This is a genomic window from Streptomyces sp. CB01201 (genome assembly GCF_002803085.1).
GTDB classification, from domain to species: Bacteria; Actinomycetota; Actinomycetes; order Streptomycetales; family Streptomycetaceae; genus Streptomyces; species Streptomyces hundungensis.
In genome coordinates this window covers 866,656-885,869 of record NZ_NNBJ01000001.1, presented here as the reverse complement: position 1 = coordinate 885,869, position 19,214 = coordinate 866,656, and the positions used below count along the sequence as shown (strand labels likewise).

14 protein-coding genes and 1 pseudogene are annotated in these 19,214 nt (G+C 70.0%); 10 read left to right on the top strand and 5 right to left on the bottom strand.

The genetic code is table 11. The annotated features are described in order from the left end of the window. Window positions 1-18: 18 nt before the first annotated feature. Window positions 19-1,155: an FAD-dependent monooxygenase gene (locus CG740_RS03930; protein ID WP_100573430.1), complete on the top strand. Its 1,137-nt coding sequence runs from the start codon at window positions 19-21 to the stop codon at window positions 1,153-1,155. A gap of 49 nt (window positions 1,156-1,204) precedes the next feature. On the opposite strand, the gene CG740_RS03925 is transcribed toward CG740_RS03930, so the two are convergent. Together CG740_RS03925 and CG740_RS03920 are read right to left on the bottom strand one after the other, a co-directional pair. After that, window positions 1,205-2,929 (bottom strand): acyl-CoA dehydrogenase family protein, encoded by a 1,725-nt coding sequence (locus CG740_RS03925; RefSeq protein ID WP_100573670.1) that lies wholly within the window; start codon window positions 2,927-2,929, stop codon window positions 1,205-1,207. 161 nt (window positions 2,930-3,090) lie between these two features. Next, window positions 3,091-3,645, bottom strand: coding sequence for a PadR family transcriptional regulator (locus CG740_RS03920; RefSeq protein WP_100573429.1), 555 nt, complete (start codon window positions 3,643-3,645; stop codon window positions 3,091-3,093). Between the two features lie 50 nt (window positions 3,646-3,695). On the opposite strand from CG740_RS03920, the gene CG740_RS41825 reads away from it, so the two are divergent. Next, on the top strand, window positions 3,696-4,265 hold the full coding sequence (locus tag CG740_RS41825) for a cytochrome P450 (RefSeq protein ID WP_100573428.1): 570 nt from the start codon (window positions 3,696-3,698) through the stop codon (window positions 4,263-4,265). 7 nt (window positions 4,266-4,272) lie between these two features. On the opposite strand, the gene CG740_RS03910 is transcribed toward CG740_RS41825, so the two are convergent. After that, window positions 4,273-4,932, bottom strand: a complete 660-nt coding sequence (locus CG740_RS03910) for a CatB-related O-acetyltransferase (RefSeq protein WP_100573427.1) — start codon at window positions 4,930-4,932, stop codon at window positions 4,273-4,275. Window positions 4,933-5,044: 112 nt separating this feature from the next. Further along, window positions 5,045-5,695, bottom strand: a complete 651-nt coding sequence (locus CG740_RS03905) for a TetR/AcrR family transcriptional regulator (protein ID WP_100573426.1) — start codon at window positions 5,693-5,695, stop codon at window positions 5,045-5,047. 100 nt (window positions 5,696-5,795) lie between these two features. Between CG740_RS03905 and CG740_RS03900 the strand changes: the two genes are divergently transcribed. Next, a complete protein-coding gene (locus tag CG740_RS03900; RefSeq protein ID WP_199846312.1) occupies window positions 5,796-7,058 on the top strand; it encodes an MFS transporter in 1,263 nt (420 codons plus the stop codon). Between the two features lie 166 nt (window positions 7,059-7,224). Here CG740_RS03900 and CG740_RS03895 read toward each other — a convergent pair whose 3' ends face one another. Further along, entirely contained in the window at window positions 7,225-9,030 is a 1,806-nt protein-coding gene (locus CG740_RS03895) for a coagulation factor 5/8 type domain-containing protein (protein ID WP_100573425.1), read from the bottom strand. A gap of 378 nt (window positions 9,031-9,408) precedes the next feature. Here CG740_RS03895 and CG740_RS03890 point away from each other — a divergent pair, with 378 nt between their 5' ends. From CG740_RS03890 to CG740_RS40720, 7 genes and pseudogenes are all read left to right on the top strand, one after another. Further along, window positions 9,409-10,530, top strand: coding sequence for a DUF1996 domain-containing protein (locus tag CG740_RS03890; protein ID WP_100573424.1), 1,122 nt, complete (start codon window positions 9,409-9,411; stop codon window positions 10,528-10,530). 98 nt (window positions 10,531-10,628) lie between these two features. Next, window positions 10,629-12,383: a discoidin domain-containing protein gene (locus CG740_RS03885; RefSeq protein WP_100573423.1), complete on the top strand. Its 1,755-nt coding sequence runs from the start codon at window positions 10,629-10,631 to the stop codon at window positions 12,381-12,383. A 47-nt stretch (window positions 12,384-12,430) separates the two neighbouring features. Next, window positions 12,431-14,872 carry a glycoside hydrolase family 3 C-terminal domain-containing protein gene (locus tag CG740_RS03880; protein WP_100573422.1) on the top strand — a complete coding sequence of 814 codons (2,442 nt, stop codon included), beginning with the start codon at window positions 12,431-12,433 and terminating at the stop codon, window positions 14,870-14,872. Between the two features lie 100 nt (window positions 14,873-14,972). Next, on the top strand, window positions 14,973-16,013 hold the full coding sequence (locus tag CG740_RS03875; protein WP_100573421.1) for a LacI family DNA-binding transcriptional regulator: 1,041 nt from the start codon (window positions 14,973-14,975) through the stop codon (window positions 16,011-16,013). A gap of 453 nt (window positions 16,014-16,466) precedes the next feature. After that, the gene (locus tag CG740_RS03870) at window positions 16,467-17,783 is read left to right on the top strand and encodes an ABC transporter substrate-binding protein (RefSeq protein WP_100573420.1); all 1,317 of its coding nucleotides are present in this window, start codon (window positions 16,467-16,469) and stop codon (window positions 17,781-17,783) included. A gap of 14 nt (window positions 17,784-17,797) precedes the next feature. Continuing rightward, complete coding sequence (locus tag CG740_RS03865) at window positions 17,798-18,790, top strand: carbohydrate ABC transporter permease (RefSeq protein ID WP_100573419.1); 993 nt, start codon at window positions 17,798-17,800, stop codon at window positions 18,788-18,790. A 46-nt stretch (window positions 18,791-18,836) separates the two neighbouring features. Further along, window positions 18,837-19,214 (top strand): annotated as a pseudogene (locus CG740_RS40720) (carbohydrate ABC transporter permease); the annotation flags it as partial.

The following is a 19,214-nucleotide window of genomic DNA, read 5'->3' as shown; positions in this document are numbered from 1 at the left end:
CAGCAGACCGGGAGAGCCATGAGCAGCAGGAACGTACTCATATCCGGAGCCAGCGTGGCGGGACTGACGCTCGCCCACTGGTTGCAGCGGGCCGGATTCACGCCCACGGTGGTGGAGCGGGCACCCGGGCTGCGCAGGGGTGGGCAGGCCATCGACATCCGCGGCTCGGCGTTGGGCGTCGTGGAGCGGATGGGGCTGCTGGACAAGGTTCGGGCCGCCACGACCGACATGCGGGGCATGTCCTTCGTGGACGCCCGGGGCGAGGAGCTGTCCCGGTCCACCGAGGCCACCCTGACCGGCGGCCTGATCGACAACGACGATGTCGAGATCATGCGGGACGACCTGACGACCTTACTGTTCGACGCGAGCCGCTACGGCACGGAGTATCTGTTCGGAGATTCCATCACCTCCGTCGAGCAGTACGAGGACACCGTGGAGGTCCGCTTCGCTCACACACCTCCGCGCGCCTTCGACCTCGTGATCGGCGCGGACGGACTGCACTCCCAGGTGCGGAGGCTGGCCTTCGGCCCGGAGTCGGACTTCCTTCATTTCCTGGGCAGTTATCTCGCCATCTTCAGCGTGGAGAACTACCTGGACCTCGACCACTGGCAGATGTATCACGCCGGAGACGACATGCTGGTCGGCGTCTACAGCGCACGGCAGAACACCGAGGCGCGGGCGATGCTGCTCTTCGACTCCCCGGAACTGGACTACGACCACCGCGACCTCGCCCAGCAGAAGTCGATGCTCGCCGAGCGTTTCGCCGGCGTCGGCTGGGAGACGCCGCGGCTGCTGGAAAGCATGCGGGACGCGCCGGACTTCTACTTCGACTCGATGAGCCAGGTCCGTCTCGACCGCTGGTCGAACGGCCGCGTAGGGCTGGTCGGCGACGCCGGTTACTGCCCTTCGCCCCGATCCGGGCAGGGCACCAGCATCGCGATGGTCGGCGCGTATGTACTCGCGGGTGAGCTCGCGAACCACCCCCACGACCACCGCGCCGCCTTCGCCCGGTACCAGGATCTGACGCGGGACTACGTCCGCGACAACCAGCGGCTGGCCCAGAACCGGTCGGCGGAGCAGCGCAGGACCCCGCCCGACGAGCTCGGCCGCGCGGCCAACTCGATCACCCTGCCGGACTATCCCCACCTCGGCTGAGGTGCCGGCCGGGCGGTCGTCAGCGGCCGCCCGGCGGCAGGGGCATCGGTCAGGGAGCCATCTCGTAGGTGCCGGACAGCGCCTCGACCCGGTCCCAGACCCGGCCCGAGCGGGCCTCGTCGACGACCGGGCGGCGGACCGCGCCCAGCGCCCAGCCCTGCTGCTCCGGCGTGGCGGAGTCCTTGCCGTGCAGCTCGACGGCGTGCGCGGAGAAGTCCCGCACGAGGACGGCGAAGAGCTCGTCGAGCACGTCGGCGTCCAGGTCCGTCAAACGGGCCTGCTCCAGGATCAGTTGGCCGTGCACGACCAGGGCGAACAGCTGGCCGACGGCGAGGAGCAGGTCGAGGTCGCGGCTCTGCTCCTCGTCGGGCGCCGCGGTGGTCACGAACGCGCAGAGCGCGTCGGCCTGTTCGCGGAAGCGGGCCACGTTGGGCAGCTCCGCGAAGGCGTCGTAGGCCGTACGCCAGTCGTGGAAGCGCACGGATCCCAGACCGCGGGCCGGGCCCTGCTGGAACAGGAAGGCGTCGTCGGCCGCGTCGAGCCGGGTCGGGACGGGCGTGTAGTCCGCGGGGTTCAGGAGGTGGTTGCGCATGAACTTGAGGATCAGGGCGAGGTTGACGTGGACCGTGCCCTCCAGCTTGGGCAGGCCCCGGATCTCGATCGCGGCCTGCGCGAAGTAGTTGTCCTTCTCGAAGCCCTTGGCCGCGATCACGTCCCACATCAGGTCGATGACCTTCTCGCCCTCCGTGGTCACCTTCATCTTCGTCATCGGGTTGAAGAGGAGGTAGCGGCGGTCGTCGGGGCCCGCGGAGCGGAAGTAGTCGACGGCCCGGTCGCTGAACAGCTTCATGCCCACCAGGCGTACGTACGCGTCGGTCAACTCCCGCCGCACATGCGGGAAGGCGGTCACGGGGCGGCCGTACAGAACGCGGTTCTGCGCGTGCGTGACGGCCTCGTACATCGCGTGCTCGCAGATGCCGATCGAGGCTGTGCACAGGTTGAACTTGCCGACGTTGACCGTGTTGAGGGCCGCGTCGAAGGCGGCCCGGCCGGAGTGCAGGACGTCTTCGGCGCGGACCGGGTAGTTCTCCAGACGGAACTCGCTGACGTACTTCGAGGAGTCGACGACGTTCTTCACCAGGTGGTACGCCTCGTGGCGGCTGTCGGCGGCGAAGAAGACATAGCCGTCGGGGCCTTCGACGTCGGTGCGGCGGCCGAAGACGGAGACGAGCCCGGCGGCGTTGCCGTTGCCGATGTAGTACTTGCTGCCGGTGGCCCGGAACCCGCCGTCGCCGTCGGGCTCCAGGAGCATGTCGGTGGAGTAGATGTCCGCGCCGTGGGTCTTCTCGGACAGGCCGAAGGCGAATACCTCGCCCTGGTCGAGGAGTTCGGCCGCGCGCGTGCGGGCGGCGGCGTTGTCGCTCTGCCAGACCGGGCCGAGGCCGAGGATGGTGACCTGCCACGCGTACCAGTAGTCGAGGCCGTAGAAGCCGAAGATCTCGTTGAGGGCGGCGATCCGCGCGGTGTCCCAGCGCTTGTCGCCCTCGCCCTCTCCGGCGGCGGAGGCCGGAGTGAGGAAGGTGGCGAAGAGGCCCTCCTTGGCGGAGAACGCCAGGAAGTCGGCGAGCCAGGCCCGCGATCGGTAGTCCTCGATGAGCCGGCGCTTGCCGCGCTGCTCGAACCAGTCGACGGTCGCACGCAGCAGCCTGCGGGTCTCGGGGTCGAAGTGCGTCGGGTCATAGGTGTGCGGGTTGAACAAAAGCGCGTCGGCCATGGCCATTCGCCTTTCCGGCTCGGGGAGTTGAGGAGGGGTGGACGGAAGACTTCGGAAGGGTGGGCGGAGGACGTCGGTGGAGCGGGGATCGTCGGTCGGTCGAGGTGGGCGCGGGCGCCGGAGGTGCGGCGCGGGCGGGCGCCCGTACGGATGTCGTCGGTTCAGCGCTCGGCGCCGAGGCGGTGGAGGGTGGCGATCACGTCGTCGAGCCAGGCGAGCGTCATCCGTTCGTACGCGATGCCGCCCCGCAGCACGACGTGCTGGAGTTCGCGGCCCGGGTCGGGTGCGGGGGCCCCGGGTCCGGTGAAGTCGCGCAGTTCGCCGGCGAGATAGTGGGCGAGGCGGTCCGCGTGGGCGCGGTGGTGCCGCTCGACCTCGCGGAGCAGTGCCGCGGGGTCGTCGAAGGCCGCTCCCCGGATCTTCACGGCGAGTTCGTGCCGGACGCTCTCGGGTTCGATCGGCTCGTGCAGCCACCGCGAGAGGGCGGTCCGCCCCGGGTCGGAGACGGAGTACTCCTTCTTGTCCGGCCGGCTGTGCTGCGCCACCGCTCGGGCGTCGATCCAGCCGTCGCCCTCCATGCGCTTGAGGATGCGGTAGATCTGCTGGTGGGTGGCCGCCCAGAAGTAGCCGATGGAACGGTCGAAGCGCCGGGCCAGCTCATAACCGGAGCCCGGCTTCTCCAACAGCGAGACGAGGATCGCGTGCTCAAGCGCCATGCCCGAATCCTTCTATGCAACTCGTTGCATAGACAAGCGGCACCGGCCAGGTGAGACACGGCTCACGGCACCCTTGTGCCGGGCGGTCCTTCCCGTTGGCTGTTCCACCAGCACGGTGGCGGCGGCCCGGCGGGCCGTCCCGCGATTCGAGCCAGGAGGAGCGGCCATGCGGATCCCCGGCCCCGAGCCCCGGACGGACGGTGGTGCGGGCGCCATCGCGGCAGCGGGCGGCCTGTACCACTACTACCAGCGGCTGCTGCACGCCGCCTACGGTCCCGTCGTACGGTTCCCAGCTGCCGGGCACCGGGACGGCCACGAGCGGCACTTCGCGCGGTTCACCGTACTGGCGGCGGCGCTCGCGGACCGCTGGGCCCCGGCCCGGACGGTTCACCCCGGAGGAGGCGGCCCAGCGGCCGAGGCTCGCCCACATCCCCTTCGGCTTCGGGCCGCGCGGCTGCGAGGGCGCACAACTGGCGACCGTCGAGGCGCAGTTGGCGCTCGCCGTGCTCCTCAGGCGCCTCCGGTTCGCGCCGGAGCCGGGGCACGAAGTGGTCCCGGTCGAGCGGTTCGTGCTACGGGCGGCGGACGACATCCGCATGATCGTGAGCCCCCGGCACTGAGCCCCGGCTACTCCCTGGCGGAATGCGCGGAATGCGGGGCGGCGGCCTCCAGATCGTCGATGCTGCCCGCCATGATCTCCCGTACGTGTTCGGTGATGTGCTCCGCCGGCCAGTCCCACCACGCCACGGCCAGCAGCCGGGCCACGTCGGGATCGCTGTAGCGGGTGCGGATGAGCCGGGCCGGGTTTCCGCCGACGATCCCGTAGTCGGGCACATCGGAGGTGACCACCGCCCCCGCGGCGACGATGGCTCCGTGTCCGATGCGCACGCCGGGCATCACGGTGACGCCGTGCCCGAACCAGACGTCATGGCCGACGACGGTGTCCCCGCGGTTGGGCAGGCCGGTGAGCAGGTCGAAGTGCTCGGCCCATGAGCCGCCCATGGTGGGGAAGGGGAAGGTCGACGGCCCGTCCATGCGGTGGTTGGCCCCGTTCATGAGGAACCGCACTCCGGTGCCGAGCGCACAGAACCTGCCGATGATCAGCTTCTCCGGCCCGTAGTGGTAGAGCACGTTGCGCGTCTCGAAGGCGGTCGCGTCTTCCGGGTCGTCGTAATAGGAGTACTCACCGACCTCGATCAGCGGCGACTTCACGAGGGGCTTGAGCAGCACCACCCTCGGCTGCCCGGGCATCGGATGGAGGACCGTCCGGTCGGCTGGTACGGGCATGGCAGCGGTTCCTTTCAGGTGGCACAACGGCTCCATCCCATGATCGTCGTGCCGCGCCGTCGGCGAAAGCGGTTTCTCGACCGGCCGCCCCGACCACCCACCGGTGGTGTCACTACGCACCGGCGGAGCCGCGACGACCGCTCTTCGCTCCCACACCGCCGTGCGCCCGCGCCGCGGTGGCGGCCCATCCGGCTTCGACGAAGTCGAAGGTCTCGTCGATGATCCGGGTGGCCTCGTCGAGCGATGTGATCGACGGGATGACCCCGAGGGCCGTACGGGCGACCAGGCGGGAGGCGGTGTCGGGGGCGGCCAGGCCGCTCTCGGCGGCGATGGCATCCGTCAGCGCCTGCTCATGACGCAGCCACATCTTCGCCGAGTAGTCCCGCAGGGCCGGTGTCGTCTCGATGAGCCGGTGGAATCGGTCGAGGTCCGGCTCGCCCCTGGCCGTGTCGGCCATCGCATGGAACCAGCGCCGCAGGGCCTCCGGAATGGAGACACCCTCGGCGCGTCGGCGCACGACGTCGAGCAGTGCCTCCTCCTGCTCGTCGTCCTGGTCGAACACCAGCGCTTCCTTCGACGGGAAATGGGCGAACAGCGTGGCCGTTGCCACGTCCGCCTCCTGGGCCACCTCGCGCACGCCGACGTCGTCGTACCCCCGCTCCAGGAAGAGCCGCAGGGCCGTCTCCGCGATCGTTCTGCGCGTCTGCGCCTTCTTTCGCTCCCGCCGCCCGAGCTGGTCATTCGTCGCCTCGCGTGCCGTCATGCAATAACCATAGCAGTTGCGAAGTCAGAACGGTTCTGATTACGGTACCGTTCTGAAAGGCGCTGCGTCGCGGCGTTCCGAACGCTGGCTGGAGGAAGCCGTGACCCTGTCACCCATTGATCCCGCGCCCCTGACGACGAAGGAGCCGGCCGCACCCCGGCGGGCCTGGTTCGTCATCGTGTGTCTGACCCTGCTGAACTCGATCGGGATGACCGTGGTCTTTCCGGTCCTTCCGTTCGTGACGCTCGAATACGTCGGCGGGGGCTCGCTCGCCCTGTGGGTCGGCGTCCTCGAATCCGTCAACGCCCTGTGCGCATTCATCGTCGCGCCCCTGCTCGGCGGCCTCTCCGACCGGGTCGGCCGCCGGCCCGTCCTGATCATCAGCGCCTTCGGCGCGGCGGCCGGCTATGCGATGTTCGGCGTCGGCGGCGCTCTGTGGGTGCTGGTCGCGGCGCGGGCCATCCAGGGGCTGACGGCCGGGGACATGCCGGCGATATTCGCCTACGTCGCCGACATCACCCCGGCGAAGGACCGCACCAAGCGCTACGGGCTGCTCGGCGCGCTCACCGGCGTCGGCATGATGCTCGGGCCCGCCATCGGCGGCTTCCTTGCGAAGGTGAGCCTCGACGCGCCCGTCTACGCCACCGCGGTCACCGCTGTTCTCGTGGGTGTCGTCTCGATCTTCGCGCTCCCGGAGAGCCTCGCCCCGCAGAACCGGACGGCCCGGCTGGGGCTCGAAGACCTCCACCCGTTCAAGGTCCTCAAGGACGCCTTCGCCCGCACCGAACTACGCGTCCTGCTCACGGGGTTCACGCTGGTCAGCATCCCCTTCTACTTCTACGCCAACAACCTGTCCGTCCTCGGCAAGGACGCCGTGGGGTGGGGACCCACCCAGGTCGGCCTGCTGCTCTCGGCCGCCGGGATCCTGGACATAGCCGTCCAGGGCGGTCTGCTCGCCCTGCTCCTGCCCCGCATCGGGGAGCGCGGTGTCGTCATCTCGGGGATCGTCGCCCAAGCGGTGGGGTGCGGCGGCATGGCCCTGGTCGCCCTGTCCCTCGACATGCCCCAACTCCTCGCCGTGGCAGCCCTCTTGTTCGCCTCCGGCCAGGGCGCGATGGCCGCGGCGCTGGACGGGCTGATGTCCAATGCCGTCGGCGCGGACGAACAGGGGTGGCTGGCGGGCGGGATCTCATCCATCGGCTCGGCGATACAGATGACCGCGCCCCTGCTCGCCGGATGGCTCTACGCGAGCACCGGCCACGCCACGCCCTACGCCCTCGGCTTCCTGATGATCATCGCCGCGGCCGTGCTGCTTGTCCGCACGGTGGCCGCCCCCGGCCGGGAATCCGCTCCCACACCGTGAGCCTCCCTGTCGGCGCTCCTCCCCCGACCGGTGACGAGCAGGGCGGCACCTGCTCGCCGGGGCCTCGGCCCCGGGGGCCTGCCCAGTAGACCCCCATGGAGGGCCTCCGGCCGCCCCGGCCACCGGTCCCTCCCCCGCGCCGGGGAGGGACCGGGTCCGACCGGGCTCAGGGGTACGACACCACCGTGGACGGCGTCGTCGACGTGCCCGAGGTCGGCGCACCGGCTTCGTTGATGACGTGTTCGTACTGCCCGTTGCCCCCGAGCGACACCACGAGCACGCCGTGGAACTTCACCCCGGCGGTGTTCGGAGCGGCGAAGCCGTGGTGCTGCACTATGCCGGTGTCGGCGGTGTAGTTGCAGTAGCTTCCGAGCCCCCAGGCCTCGTGTGCGGTGACGTTGTCACCCACCTTGTAGGCGGCGTAGCCCTTGACGTTGCCGTCCTGCACCGCGGCCTGGTTCGGTGCGTCGTAGGCCTTCTCGTTCTGGAAGAAGATGGTGCGACCGCGCTGGCCCAGCCACTGGACGTCGTACTTGTTGAAGTGCTCCACGAACAGACCGGTGCACAGCACGTCGTCGCCGTTGACCACGACTCCGTAGTCCGCGCGGTTGGTGTCCCAGCCCACTCCCGTGCCGTGGTCGGCGCGCCACACCCAGGTGTGGTCGACGATGGTGTTGCGGTTGTTGATGACCATGCTGGTGGTGGCCTTGCCCGCGCCGGCCCCGCCGATGCGTACGAACACGTCCTGCACGGTGGTGGGGTTGGCCGAGTGGTCGCGCGAGGCGCCACCGGGGCCGACCTCAAGGAGGGTGGCGGAGTTGACCGGCCCGGCGTCGATGAGGAATCCGGCGAGGCGCACACCGTCCACATCGGCGACGCGCAGTGCGGTCACTCCGTTGTCCGGCACGATCGTCGCGTAACCGAGGCCCAGCACCACGGTGTTGGCGCGGTCGACCTGGATGGGCTGGTCCACGTGGTAGATGCCCGGGGTCAGCAGCAGATGGAGGCCCTGCGCGAGGGCCTGGTTGAGGGTGGCGGCGCTCACGCCGGGCTTGGCCACGTAGAACTGGGAAAGGGACAGCGAGGTGCCCCTGGGCGTGCCGTTCCCCCAGGTGACCCCGCGCGCGTTGGTGCGCTTCTCCGGCAGGAAGACCCGGTACTCGCTGCCGTTGAGGTAGAGGAAGGGCTTCTCGCGTGAGACCGGCGTGGTGTCGAGCGTGGTGTACGGCGGGTTCGGGAAGCTCTGCGCGGGGGCGCCCTGGACGCCGGAGAACACCATGTTCCACACGGCGTTGACCCAGCCGCCGATCACGCTGTCCCGGGTGTACCACTGCTGCTGCGAGTACGGCCCGACCTGCCCGTCGATGCGGCTGTCCGCGATGTAGCCGCCGCTGGCCCAGCCGTAGCCGGAGGGCGCGAGGTTGAGGCCGCCGCGCACGTGCATCCGGCGGAACGGCGCGGCCTGTGCGACGGCCCAGCGGTCGGTGCCGTTGACCGGGACGAGTGCGAGGTTCTCCGCGGAGCGCCAGAAGTTCTGGGTGGCGTTGCCGTTGGCCCAGCCGGCGTCGACCGTGACGTCCCCGTTGATGGTGGTGTCGTCCGGTGAGAGCCCGAGCCCGGCGATCGAAGTGTAGAAGCCGATCTGGGCGTTGAGGCCGCTGTAGGTTCCGGGCTTGAAGAGCAGGGCGTAGCGGCCGGTGCCGAACTGGGCCGACTCCTGCTGGTGGAAGATCTGGTCGAGCTTCGCCTGGATGCCGGCGGTGCCCGGTTCGAAGATCAGCACATTGGGGCCGAGGTCTCCCCCGCCGGGCAGGGCGCGCGGCCGAACGGCCGCGGGAGCCGCCGAGGCGGGTGCGGCGAGCCCCGTGAGCAGGGGGGCCGAGGCGGCCGTCGCGGCGACGGCGCCGAGCACGGTGCGGCGGGTGACCGTGGACGGGCGGGGGTCGCTGGAGTCGGGCGGAACTGGGGGCATGGGGCGACTCTCCTGGTTCAAGAGGTGAACGAAGGGGGGTGGGGGAGCGCTCTCTCGCCGGGGAATGCTTCATCCCGCCGAAGGCAACGTCAAGGGTTGCGGCAGAAATCCCCGGGGTTTGCGTTCATAGGTCGTCACCTTACAGACGGGAACCTGACGATCCGCCAGGTGGGGCTCAACCCGCCCTGCCCGCAAGGCCATTGGGTCCGCCGGCCGGGCCGCGGCGCGCTCTCCATTCTCCGGTCGCATCCCTTGACACCTTCACTCCGGCGCCCCGAGACTCCAGGACGGGAGAGCGCTCTCCCGGCAACCGGCCGGTGAACTAGCGCAGCCGGTGGCCCGCTCTGCCTCCCCATCCCCCACCTTCAGGAGGTCTCCATGCCACGGAGATCGAAGCTCGTTTCCGGCACGCTGGTCGCGGGCGCGGTCCTGCTGACCACGCTCGGCCTCGGCGGCGTCGCCGCGAGTGTCGACGCACCCGCGGGCGGTTCCCCTGCCGCCTCGTCGGCCACCGCCGCACAGCAGGGTCACGACATGAGCGGCATGGCGGGGATGGCGGGCATGCCCGCGTCCACCGCCGGCTCGCCCGACGACCCCGACGGCGACGGCTACATTCCGGCGAACCCGCCGGTCACCGGGGTATCACCGTCCACGCAGGATCCGCCGCACCGCTACTTCCACGAGTTCCAGGCGAACTGTTCGGTGACCCATACCGCTCCGGACGACCCGATCGTCTATCCGCAGCAGCCGGGCAAGTCCCACGACCACACCTTCATGGGCAACACCACCACGAACGCCAACAGCACCACCGCCTCGCTGGACGCGGGCTCCACGACCTGCAAGGCACCCGGGGACAAGTCGGGCTACTGGATGCCCTCCCTGTTCAACGGCACCCAGAAGATCCTGCCGGTGGGCCTCCAGACCATCTACTACAAGGCGGGCGTCACCGACTACACCAGCGTCCGGCCCTTCCCCAAGGGGCTTCGCTTCGTGGTCGGCAGCCCCATGCAGACGGCCGACGAGTTCCGCAACCACCCGGGCTTCGTGGAGGGCTGGGAATGCGGTGACAGCTACTTCAACGTCAACTTCCCGGCCAACTGCCCCAACCGGGCCGATGTCCAGCTCAACATCCGCTTCCAGGCGCCGAGTTGCTGGGACGGGAAGTACCTGGACACCCCCGACCATAAGAGTCACATGGCCTACCCCGTGGTCAAGCCCGGCACCAACGACAACGTCTGCCCGGCCGACCACCCGGTCGCCCTGCCGATGATCGAGTTCAAGATGGCCTTCCCGGTCAACGGCGACCTCTCCCAGGCGAAGCTCGCGAGCGGACCGAGCTACTCGTTCCACTACGACTTCTTCAACGCCTGGGACGACGCCACGCTCAAGGCACTCGTGAACCACTGCGTCGTCGGCGGTCTCCAGTGCGACGCGCGCGGCTACGACCAGACCCACCCGGAGGCGGGTGCGGCCCTGGACGCGAACTACCGCCTCCCGTAGGCCAGTTCGCCCTCCCCATACGCCGGCCCGGCCGCCCCGTCGTCCCGCCGCGGCCGGGCCGGCCACCACCACCGGCCCCCACACCAAGAGGACCCGCAATGAGCCGACCACCCCGCACCCGCCCACGCCGACTGCTGGCCCCCCTGGCCGCAGGAGTCCTGACCGTCGGCGCCCTCGCCGCCCTGCCCGCGACGACCGCGCACGCCGCCGGAAGTGTCGTCAAAGTGACCGGCACCCAGGGCAACTGGCAGCTGTCCGTGGACGGACATCCGTACCAGATCAAGGGCCTGACCTGGGGTCCCTCCGTCGCGGATGCCGACAAGTACCTGCCCGACCTCCAGTCCATGGGCGTCAACACCATCCGCACCTGGGGCACCGACGCCTCAAGCAAGCCCCTCTTCGACTCGGCCGCGGCGCACGGCATCAAGGTGATCGCCGGGTTCTGGCTCCAGCCGGGCGGCGGTCCCGGCTCGGGCGGCTGTGTCAACTACCTCACCGACACGGCGTACAAGAACCAGGTGCTCGACGAGTTCCCGAAGTGGGTGCAGACCTACAAGGACAACCCCGGGGTCCTGATGTGGGACGTCGGCAACGAATCCGTGCTCGGCCTCCAGAACTGTTACAGCGGCACCGCGTTGGAGCAGCAGCGCAACGCCTACACCACGCTCGTCAATGACATCACCAAGAAGATCCACAGCATCGATCCCAACCACCCGGTGACCTCGACCGACGCCTGGGTGGGAGCGTGGCCGTACTTCAAGAAGAACGCTCCCGACCTCGACCTGTACGCGGTCAACTCCTACAACGCCGTGTGCGACGTCAAGTCGGCATGGGAGCAGGGCGGTTACAACAAGCCGTACATCGTCACGGAGACCGGGCCCGCCGGCGAGTGGGAGGTGCCCAACGACGCCAACGGCGTGCCGCAGGAGCCCACCGACCAGGCCAAGGCCGACGGTTACACCAAGGCGTGGGGCTGCGTCACGGGACACAAGGGTGTCGCCCTGGGTGCGACGATGTTCCACTACGGCACGGAGTACGACTTCGGTGGCATCTGGTTCAACCTGCTGCCCGCCGGCCAGAAGCGGCTTTCCTACTACGCGGTGAAGCGTGCGTACGGCGCGGACACCTCGCACGACAACACTTCCCCGGTCATCTCCGCGCTCGATGTCGAGGGCGGCGCGGGCAGTGTGCAGGCCGGCCGTGATGTCACGCTGGACGTCCGGGCCACCGACCCCAACGGCGATCCGATCACCTATGAGGTCCTGGACAACAGCAACTACATTGACGCCAGCAAGCAGTTGGTGTCCCTGCCGTTCACCAACCTGGGCGGCGGCAGGCTGAAGTTCACCGCGCCGGACCGGCCGGGCGTCTGGAAGGTCTACGTCAAGGCGACCGACGGCCACGGCAATGTCGGCGTCGAGACCCGCTCCATCAAGGTCGTGCCACCCGTGGTGAACGGAACGAACATCGCCCGCGGCAAACCCGCCACCGCCTCGTCCTTCCAGGCGAGTTACGGCGACTGCCCGTGCACGGCGGCGAACGCGGTGGACGGCAACAACACCACCCGCTGGGCCAGCGACTGGAGCGACCCGCAGTGGCTCCAGGTGGACCTCGGCACCCGCACGTCGTTCAAGCACGTGCAGTTGCTGTGGGAGGCCTCGTACGCCAAGGCCTACTCCATCCAGACGTCCGACGACGGCCAGAACTGGGCAACCCTGCGCACGGTGACCGACGGCAACGGCGGTGTGGACGACTTCGATCTCCAGGGCACCGGACGCTACGTCCGCGTCAACGGCACCGCGCGCGGGACCGGTTACGGCTACTCGCTGTACGAGTTCGGCATCTATAACTGACAACCCGTCACTGACGAGTACGGGGACGGGCGACGAGGGGGGACGGGATGAGGGACGAGGACGAGCTCGACCGGCTGATCGACAAGCTCACGCCGGAGGCGAAGGTGAGGCTGCTCACCGGCGCGGACACCTGGCGCACGGCGGCGGAGCCGGCCGTCGAGCTGCGGCCGTGGGTGATGTCGGACGGCCCGGCGGGGGTGCGCGGCCCGTCGTGGGACGAGCGGCACACCGCCGTGCTTCTGCCCTCGGCCACCGCCCTCGCCGCCACCTGGGACGAGCCGCTGGTCGAGCGGCTCGGCTCGCTCCTCGCCCTGGAGGCGCGGCGCAAGGGCGTGCACGTGGTTCTCGCGCCCAACCTCAATCTGCATCGCAGCCCCCTCGGCGGCCGGCATTTCGAGTGCCTCTCGGAGGACCCCGAACTGACCGGCCGCATGGGGGCGGCCCTGGTACGCGGCGTCCAGTCACAGGGGGTGGCCGCCGCGGCCAAGCACTATGTGGCCAACGACTCCGAGACGGACCGGCTGACCGTGGACGTGCGGGTCGGGGAACGGGCGCTCAGGGAGGTGTACCTCGCGCCGTTCGAGGCGGCGGTGGCGGCCGGCGTCCGGGTCGTCATGGCGGGCTACAACGCGGTCAACGGCACGACCACGACGGCGAGTTCACTGCTCACCACCCCGCTGCGGACCGAGTGGGGCTTCGACGGCGTGGTCGTATCGGACTGGGGGGCGGTCCGCAGCACGTGCGAGACCGCGCGCGCCGGCCTCGATCTGGTGATGCCGGGGCCCGAGGGAGCGTGGGGGGACGCGCTGCTGCGAGCGGTGGAGCGGGGGGAGGTCCCCCAGGAGGCCGTGGACGCCAAGGTGCGCCATCTGCTTCAACTGGGCCACTGGCTCGGCGCGTTGGGCTCGATGGACCGGCCGCCCAGCCGGCCGCGTCCGCGCCCGGCGGCGGTTCGGGCCCTGGTACGCCGGGCGGCGGCCGCCGGTACGGTCCTGCTGGCCAACCGGGACGTCCTGCCGCTGGACACCGAGCGCCTGGCGACGGTGGCCGTCATCGGCGCCCGTGCCACGCGCACCCGCACCCAGGGGGGCGGCAGCGCAGGGGTGTTCCCACAGGCCGAGGTCGGCCTCCTGGACGGCGTGCGCGGGCGGCTGCGCGGCCGGGCGGAAGTGGTGCATGTGCCGGGCCCCACCCTCGCCGGGCCACCGCCCGCGCTGGACGGGACCCTGTGCACCGATCCGGACTCCGGGGCGCCCGGTGTCCTGTTGCGGATCCTGGACGCCGACGGAGTCGAGCTGCACGCCGAACACCGCTTCTGTGCAAGGCAGTTGGAGCCCGAGCTGCCTCCGGGCGCGCACACGGTGGAGATCCGGGCCCAGCTGCGTCCGCGCGAGACGGGGGCCTGGACGTTCGGCATCGCCGGCTTCGGCCGGATGAGCCTGCGCCTGGACGACCGCGAGCTCCTGAACGGCGACTTCGCCAGGGAGACCGACGACCCGGCCCTGATCCATGTCATGCCTCCGGTGCGGACCGTCACGGCCGAGGTCACGGCAGGTACCCTCCCCCTCCTTGTCGCGCGTCGCGAGCTCGCCCCGGACACGGGTCGCGCGGTGATCGTCGGCGCCGCCCCGCCCGTCCCCGACACGGACGCCGCGCTGGACGCCGCAGCGCGGGCGGCCCGCACCTCGGACGTGGCGATCGTGGTCGTCGGCACGACCGAGGACGACGAGTGCGAGGGCCGGGACCGCGTCCATCTGCGGCTCGGCTCCGATCAGGACGCCCTGGTCCGCGCGGTCGCGGCGGCCAATCCCCGCACGGTGGTGATCGTCAACAGCGGTGGGCCGGTGGAGCTGCCCTGGCGGAATGAGGTCGGGGCGCTGCTCCTGTCCTGGTTTCCCGGCCAGGAGGGCGGCGCGGCCCTCGCCGATGTGCTGTTCGGGCTGCGGGAACCGGGCGGGCGCCTGCCCACCACCTGGCCGGCCACGCTCGCCGACGCCCCCGTCACCAACACCTCCCCGTCCGACGGACGCCTCGACTACACCGAGGGACTGCACATCGGTCACCGGGGCTGGCTGCGGGCGGGCCGGACACCGGCCTATTGGTTCGGACACGGCCTGGGGTTCACGTCCTGGGACTACGAGGAGCTGAGCGGACCGCCGGAACTCACGGTGGGCCAGTCCTTCGCCGTGCGTGTCCGGGTACGCAACACCGGTCCCCGCTCGGGCCGTGAGGTGGTCCAGGTGTATCTGGCCCGGCCCGACGGCGCGGTGGAGTACCCGCGACGGTGGTTCGCGGGCTATGCGGCCGTGCATGCCCGTGCCGGGCAGACGGTGACGGCGGTCGTGCACGTCCCGGCGAAGGCACTGCGGCACTGGGACGAGCGCGCGGGCCGCTGGCGCACCGAGGCGGGGCCCTTCCGGGTGCTCGCGGGCCGCTCCGCGGGGGACGTACCGCTGTCCCTGGAAGTGGCACTGCGGGCGGCCGGCTGAGTCTGCTCGCACCTGCGTGGAAACGACCGGCCCGGCGTCCTTTCGGGAGGAGGGAGAGCGCTCTATACGGTGTCCCCGGCATGCCGTTAGGGTGCGGGGCATGAGCAGGCAGGCCCCCACCCTTGAGGACGTCGCCCGCGAGGCGGGCGTCTCCCGGGCGACCGTGTCCCGGGTCGTCAACGGCGTCCGCAATGTGGACCCGGCGATCCAGGAACAGGTACAGCGGGCGATCGAGCGCACGGGTTACGCGCCCAACCGGGCGGCCCGGTCCCTGGTGACCCGGCGCGCCGAGACCATCGCCCTGGTGGTGTCCGGCGCGGGCGGCGGCCCCGAGGAGAGCCAGGAGGCCTTCGCCGCGCGGGTCTTCGCCGACCCGTTCTTCGGCCGGGTGGTCGCGGGGGTGGTCGGCTTCCTGCGACCGCGCTCGATGCACCCCGTCCTGATGTTCGCCGAGTCGCCCGACGACCGCCACGAGGTGCTCACCTATCTGCGGCAGGGTCGCGCCGACGGCGCGCTGGTCGTCTCGACACACCCCGACGACCCGCTGCCCACCCTGCTCGCGGCGGCGCACCTGCCGACCGTCCTGTTCGCGCGTCCCACACCGGCGGTGCCGCTGAGCTATGTGGACCTGGACCACCGCGACGGCGGACGGCTCGCAGCCCGGCGGCTCCTGGAACGAGGCTGCCGGCGCCCGGCGACGGTGGCGGGGCCTTTGGCCGTGCCCGCCAGTCAGGAGCGGCTCGCCGGGTTCCGCGACACGATGGCGCGGGGCGGCCATCCGTATGTGCCGGTCGCCGAGGGCGGCTTCACCCTGGCCAGCGGCATCGCCGCCATGACCCGTCTCCTGGCCGAACACCCCGATGTGGACGGCGTGTTCGCGGCCAACGACCTCATGGCCCAGGGTGTCTGCCAGCTCCTGCGGGAGCGGGGGCGGCGGGTGCCGGACGACGTGGCGGTGATCGGGTTCGACGACTCCGGCATCGCCCTGTCCTGCCGCCCGCCGCTGACCACGGTCCGTCAACCGGTGGAGCAGATGGCGGCGGAGATGGCCCGGCTCCTGGACCAGCACATCCGTGGCGAGCGCACGGAGGCGACTTCCGTGGTCTTCGACCCCGAACTGGTCATCCGCGAGACGGCGTAACCACGGCCGGCCGCCACGGCGGAGCACCTGCTGGCGACGTCGTGGTGACACCCTCGGCGTCCCCAGCACCCATCCCGGGCCGAGCAGTTGACGGTGTATCAGCAGAGCGCGCGTGTCATGTCACTTCGCGGCGTACCGAGCGGACACTGAACCCATCAATCGGGGCCCCGGGCTCAACACCCGACCGAGATACAACCGTTGCAAAGCACGGTCCGGTCGCGCCGTCGCAGGTGACAGGCCGTACAGCCGCCGCAGACACCGACTCGGGCACCTCACGCGGCGAGTTCGTTGGATGAGACACCCTGCTTTACATCTTGACGCCTCACTTCCGGCGCCGCTTAACTCACGTCTTAAATTAAGCCATGCGGACCTTCAGGAGTCGAACGCCGCCGTTCCGGCGTCTCCGAAGGCGACCTCACGGTTTTCGACTCCCGGGAAGGGACACCAGGGGCCATGCGCACCATCAGAGCCGCGGCCATAGGCGCCGCCACCCTTTCACTCGCCCTCGCGGCCACGGCCTGCGGCGGTGGCTCCGCCTCCGGCGGCGGTTCCAACGACTCGCCCAAGACGCTCACGTACTGGGCCTCCAACCAGGGCGCCAGCATCTCGGTGGACGAGAAGGTCCTCCAGCCCGAGCTCGACAAGTTCGAGAAGCAGACGGGCATCAAGGTCAAGCTGGAGGTCGTGCCCTGGGCGGATCTGCTCAACCGGATCCTGACCGCCACCACGTCGGGCCAGGGCCCGGACGTGATGAACATCGGCAACAGCTGGAGCGCCTCCTTGCAGGCGACCGGCGCGCTGCTGCCGTGGGACGCCGCCAACTTCTCCAAGATCGGCGGCAAGGACCGGTTCGTCGACTCGGCGCTCGGCTCCACCGGAGTCCCGGGCAAGGACCCGGCCGCGGTGCCGCTGTACTCGATGTCGTACGCGCTCTACTACAACAAGCAGGCCTTCGCGGACGCGGGGATCACCAAGCCCCCGGCCACCTGGGACGAGCTGGTCGTCGACGGCAAGAAGATCGAGGGCACGGGCAGGAACGGGCTCGGCGCCGAAGGCTCCAACCTGTCGAACAACATCCACCAGGTCTTCGTGCTCGCCAAGCAGCACGGCGCCGAGTTCTTCACCGCGGACGGCAGGCCCAGCTTCACCAGTGACGGCGCGGTCACGGCGGTCAAGCAGTACGTCGATCTGATGGCCAAGGACAAGATCGTCAACCAGAGCAACGCCGAGTACGCCCAGAACCAGTCCCTGAGCGACTTCGCCAAGGGCAAGACCGGCATGGTGCTCTGGCAGACCGCGTCGGCCACCTTCAAGTCGCTGGGGATGAAGGACTCCGACTGGGGCGTGACCGCGGCCCCCGTCCAGTCCGGAGCGCCCGGGACCGGAGCGCAGACCAACTCGATGGTCGCCGGCATCAACATGGCCGTCTTCAAGAACACCCACAACCTCGACGGCGCGGCCCAGTTCGTGAAGTTCATGACCAGCGACGAGGAGCAGAAGCTCCTCAACACCACCTACGGATCCATCCCGCCGGTCAAGTCGGCACAGTCGGACCCGGCCTTCAACTCCCAGGCCACGGCGGTCCTCCGGCAGACCCTGACGAGCAGTGCGCAGGCGCTGCCGCAGGTGCCCGACGAGTCGCAGTTCGAGACCGCCGTCGGCACCGCCGTGAAGGACCTGTTCGCCGACACGGCGGCCGGTCGCACGGTGACCACCGAGTCGGTGAAGGCCAAGCTGCAAAAGGCCCAGCAGCAGATGCCCGCGAAGTGAGGACCGACACCCTCATGACGACCACGGCCCCTCCCGCAGGCACGCGGTCGGTGCCCGAGCACTCCCCCGGGGCGGCGCGCGGCCCGCGCCGCCCCGGGCGGATCAGGCGCATCGGACTGCCGTACCTGCTCCTGCTTCCGGCCCTGCTCCTCGAACTCCTCGTCCACCTGGTGCCGATGGTCATCGGCGTCGCGATGAGCTTCAAAGAACTCACCCAGTTCTACATCCGCGACTGGAGCACCGCGCCCTGGTCCGGCACCGGCAACTACCGTCTGGCGGTGGACTTCCACGGCGCCGTCGGCGAGGCGCTGCTGCACTCGTTCCTCGTCACCGTCGTCTTCACGCTCCTCTCGGTCAGCCTGTGCTGGCTGATCGGCACCACGGCCGCGCTCTACCTCCAGGACAACTTCCGCGGCCGGGGCGTGCTGCGGACCATCTTCCTGGTGCCGTACGCGCTGCCCGTCTACGCGGCCGTCATCACCTGGGCGTTCATGTTCCAGCACGACAACGGCCTGGTGAACCACGTCCTGCACGACCAGCTGCACCTCACCGACAAGCCCTCCTTCTGGCTCATCGGCGACAACAGCTTCTACGCCCTGCTGATCGTGTCGGTGTGGAAGGGCTGGCCGTTCGCCTTCCTCATCGTGATGGCCGGCCTCCAGAACATTCCGAAGGAGCTGTACGAGGCCGCCGCGCTCGACGGGGCGGGCATGTTGCAGCAGATCCGTCGGATCACACTGCCCTCGCTGCGTCCCGTCAACCAAGTCCTCGTCCTGGTGCTGTTCCTGTGGACGTTCAACGACTTCAACACGCCGTACGTCCTGTTCGGCAAGTCGGCGCCCGCGGCGGCGGACCTGATCTCCATCCACATCTACCAGTCGTCCTTCGTCACCTGGAACTTCGGCACCGGCTCCGCCATGTCCGTCCTGCTGCTGCTCTTCCTGCTGATCGTGACGGGCGGCTATCTGCTGCTGACCTCCCGAGGAAGGAAGACGGCCGATGTCTAGCACCACCGACGCTCCCCGGACGTCCCGCCGGCCCGCGCCCTCACCGATGGCGCCGCCGCGTTCCTTCCTGTGGTCGCGGCGCGTCTTCCTCACCCTGCTCACCGGCTTCGTGCTGCTGCCCGTGTACGTCATGGTGTCCAGCTCGCTCAAGCCGCTCCAGGACGTCTCCGGGAAGTTCCGCTGGCTGCCCAGCGGTCTCACGATCCGCCCGTACATCGACATCTGGTCGACCGTCCCGCTGGCGCGCTACTTCGTGAACTCGCTCATCGTGGCGGGCACCGCGACGGTCTGCTCGGTCGTGATCGCCGTCTTCGCGGCGTACGCGGTCAGCCGCTACTCCTTCCGCGGCAAGCGCGTCTTCACGGTCACCGTGCTGTCCACCCAGATGTTCCCCGGCATCCTGTTCCTGCTGCCGCTCTTCCTG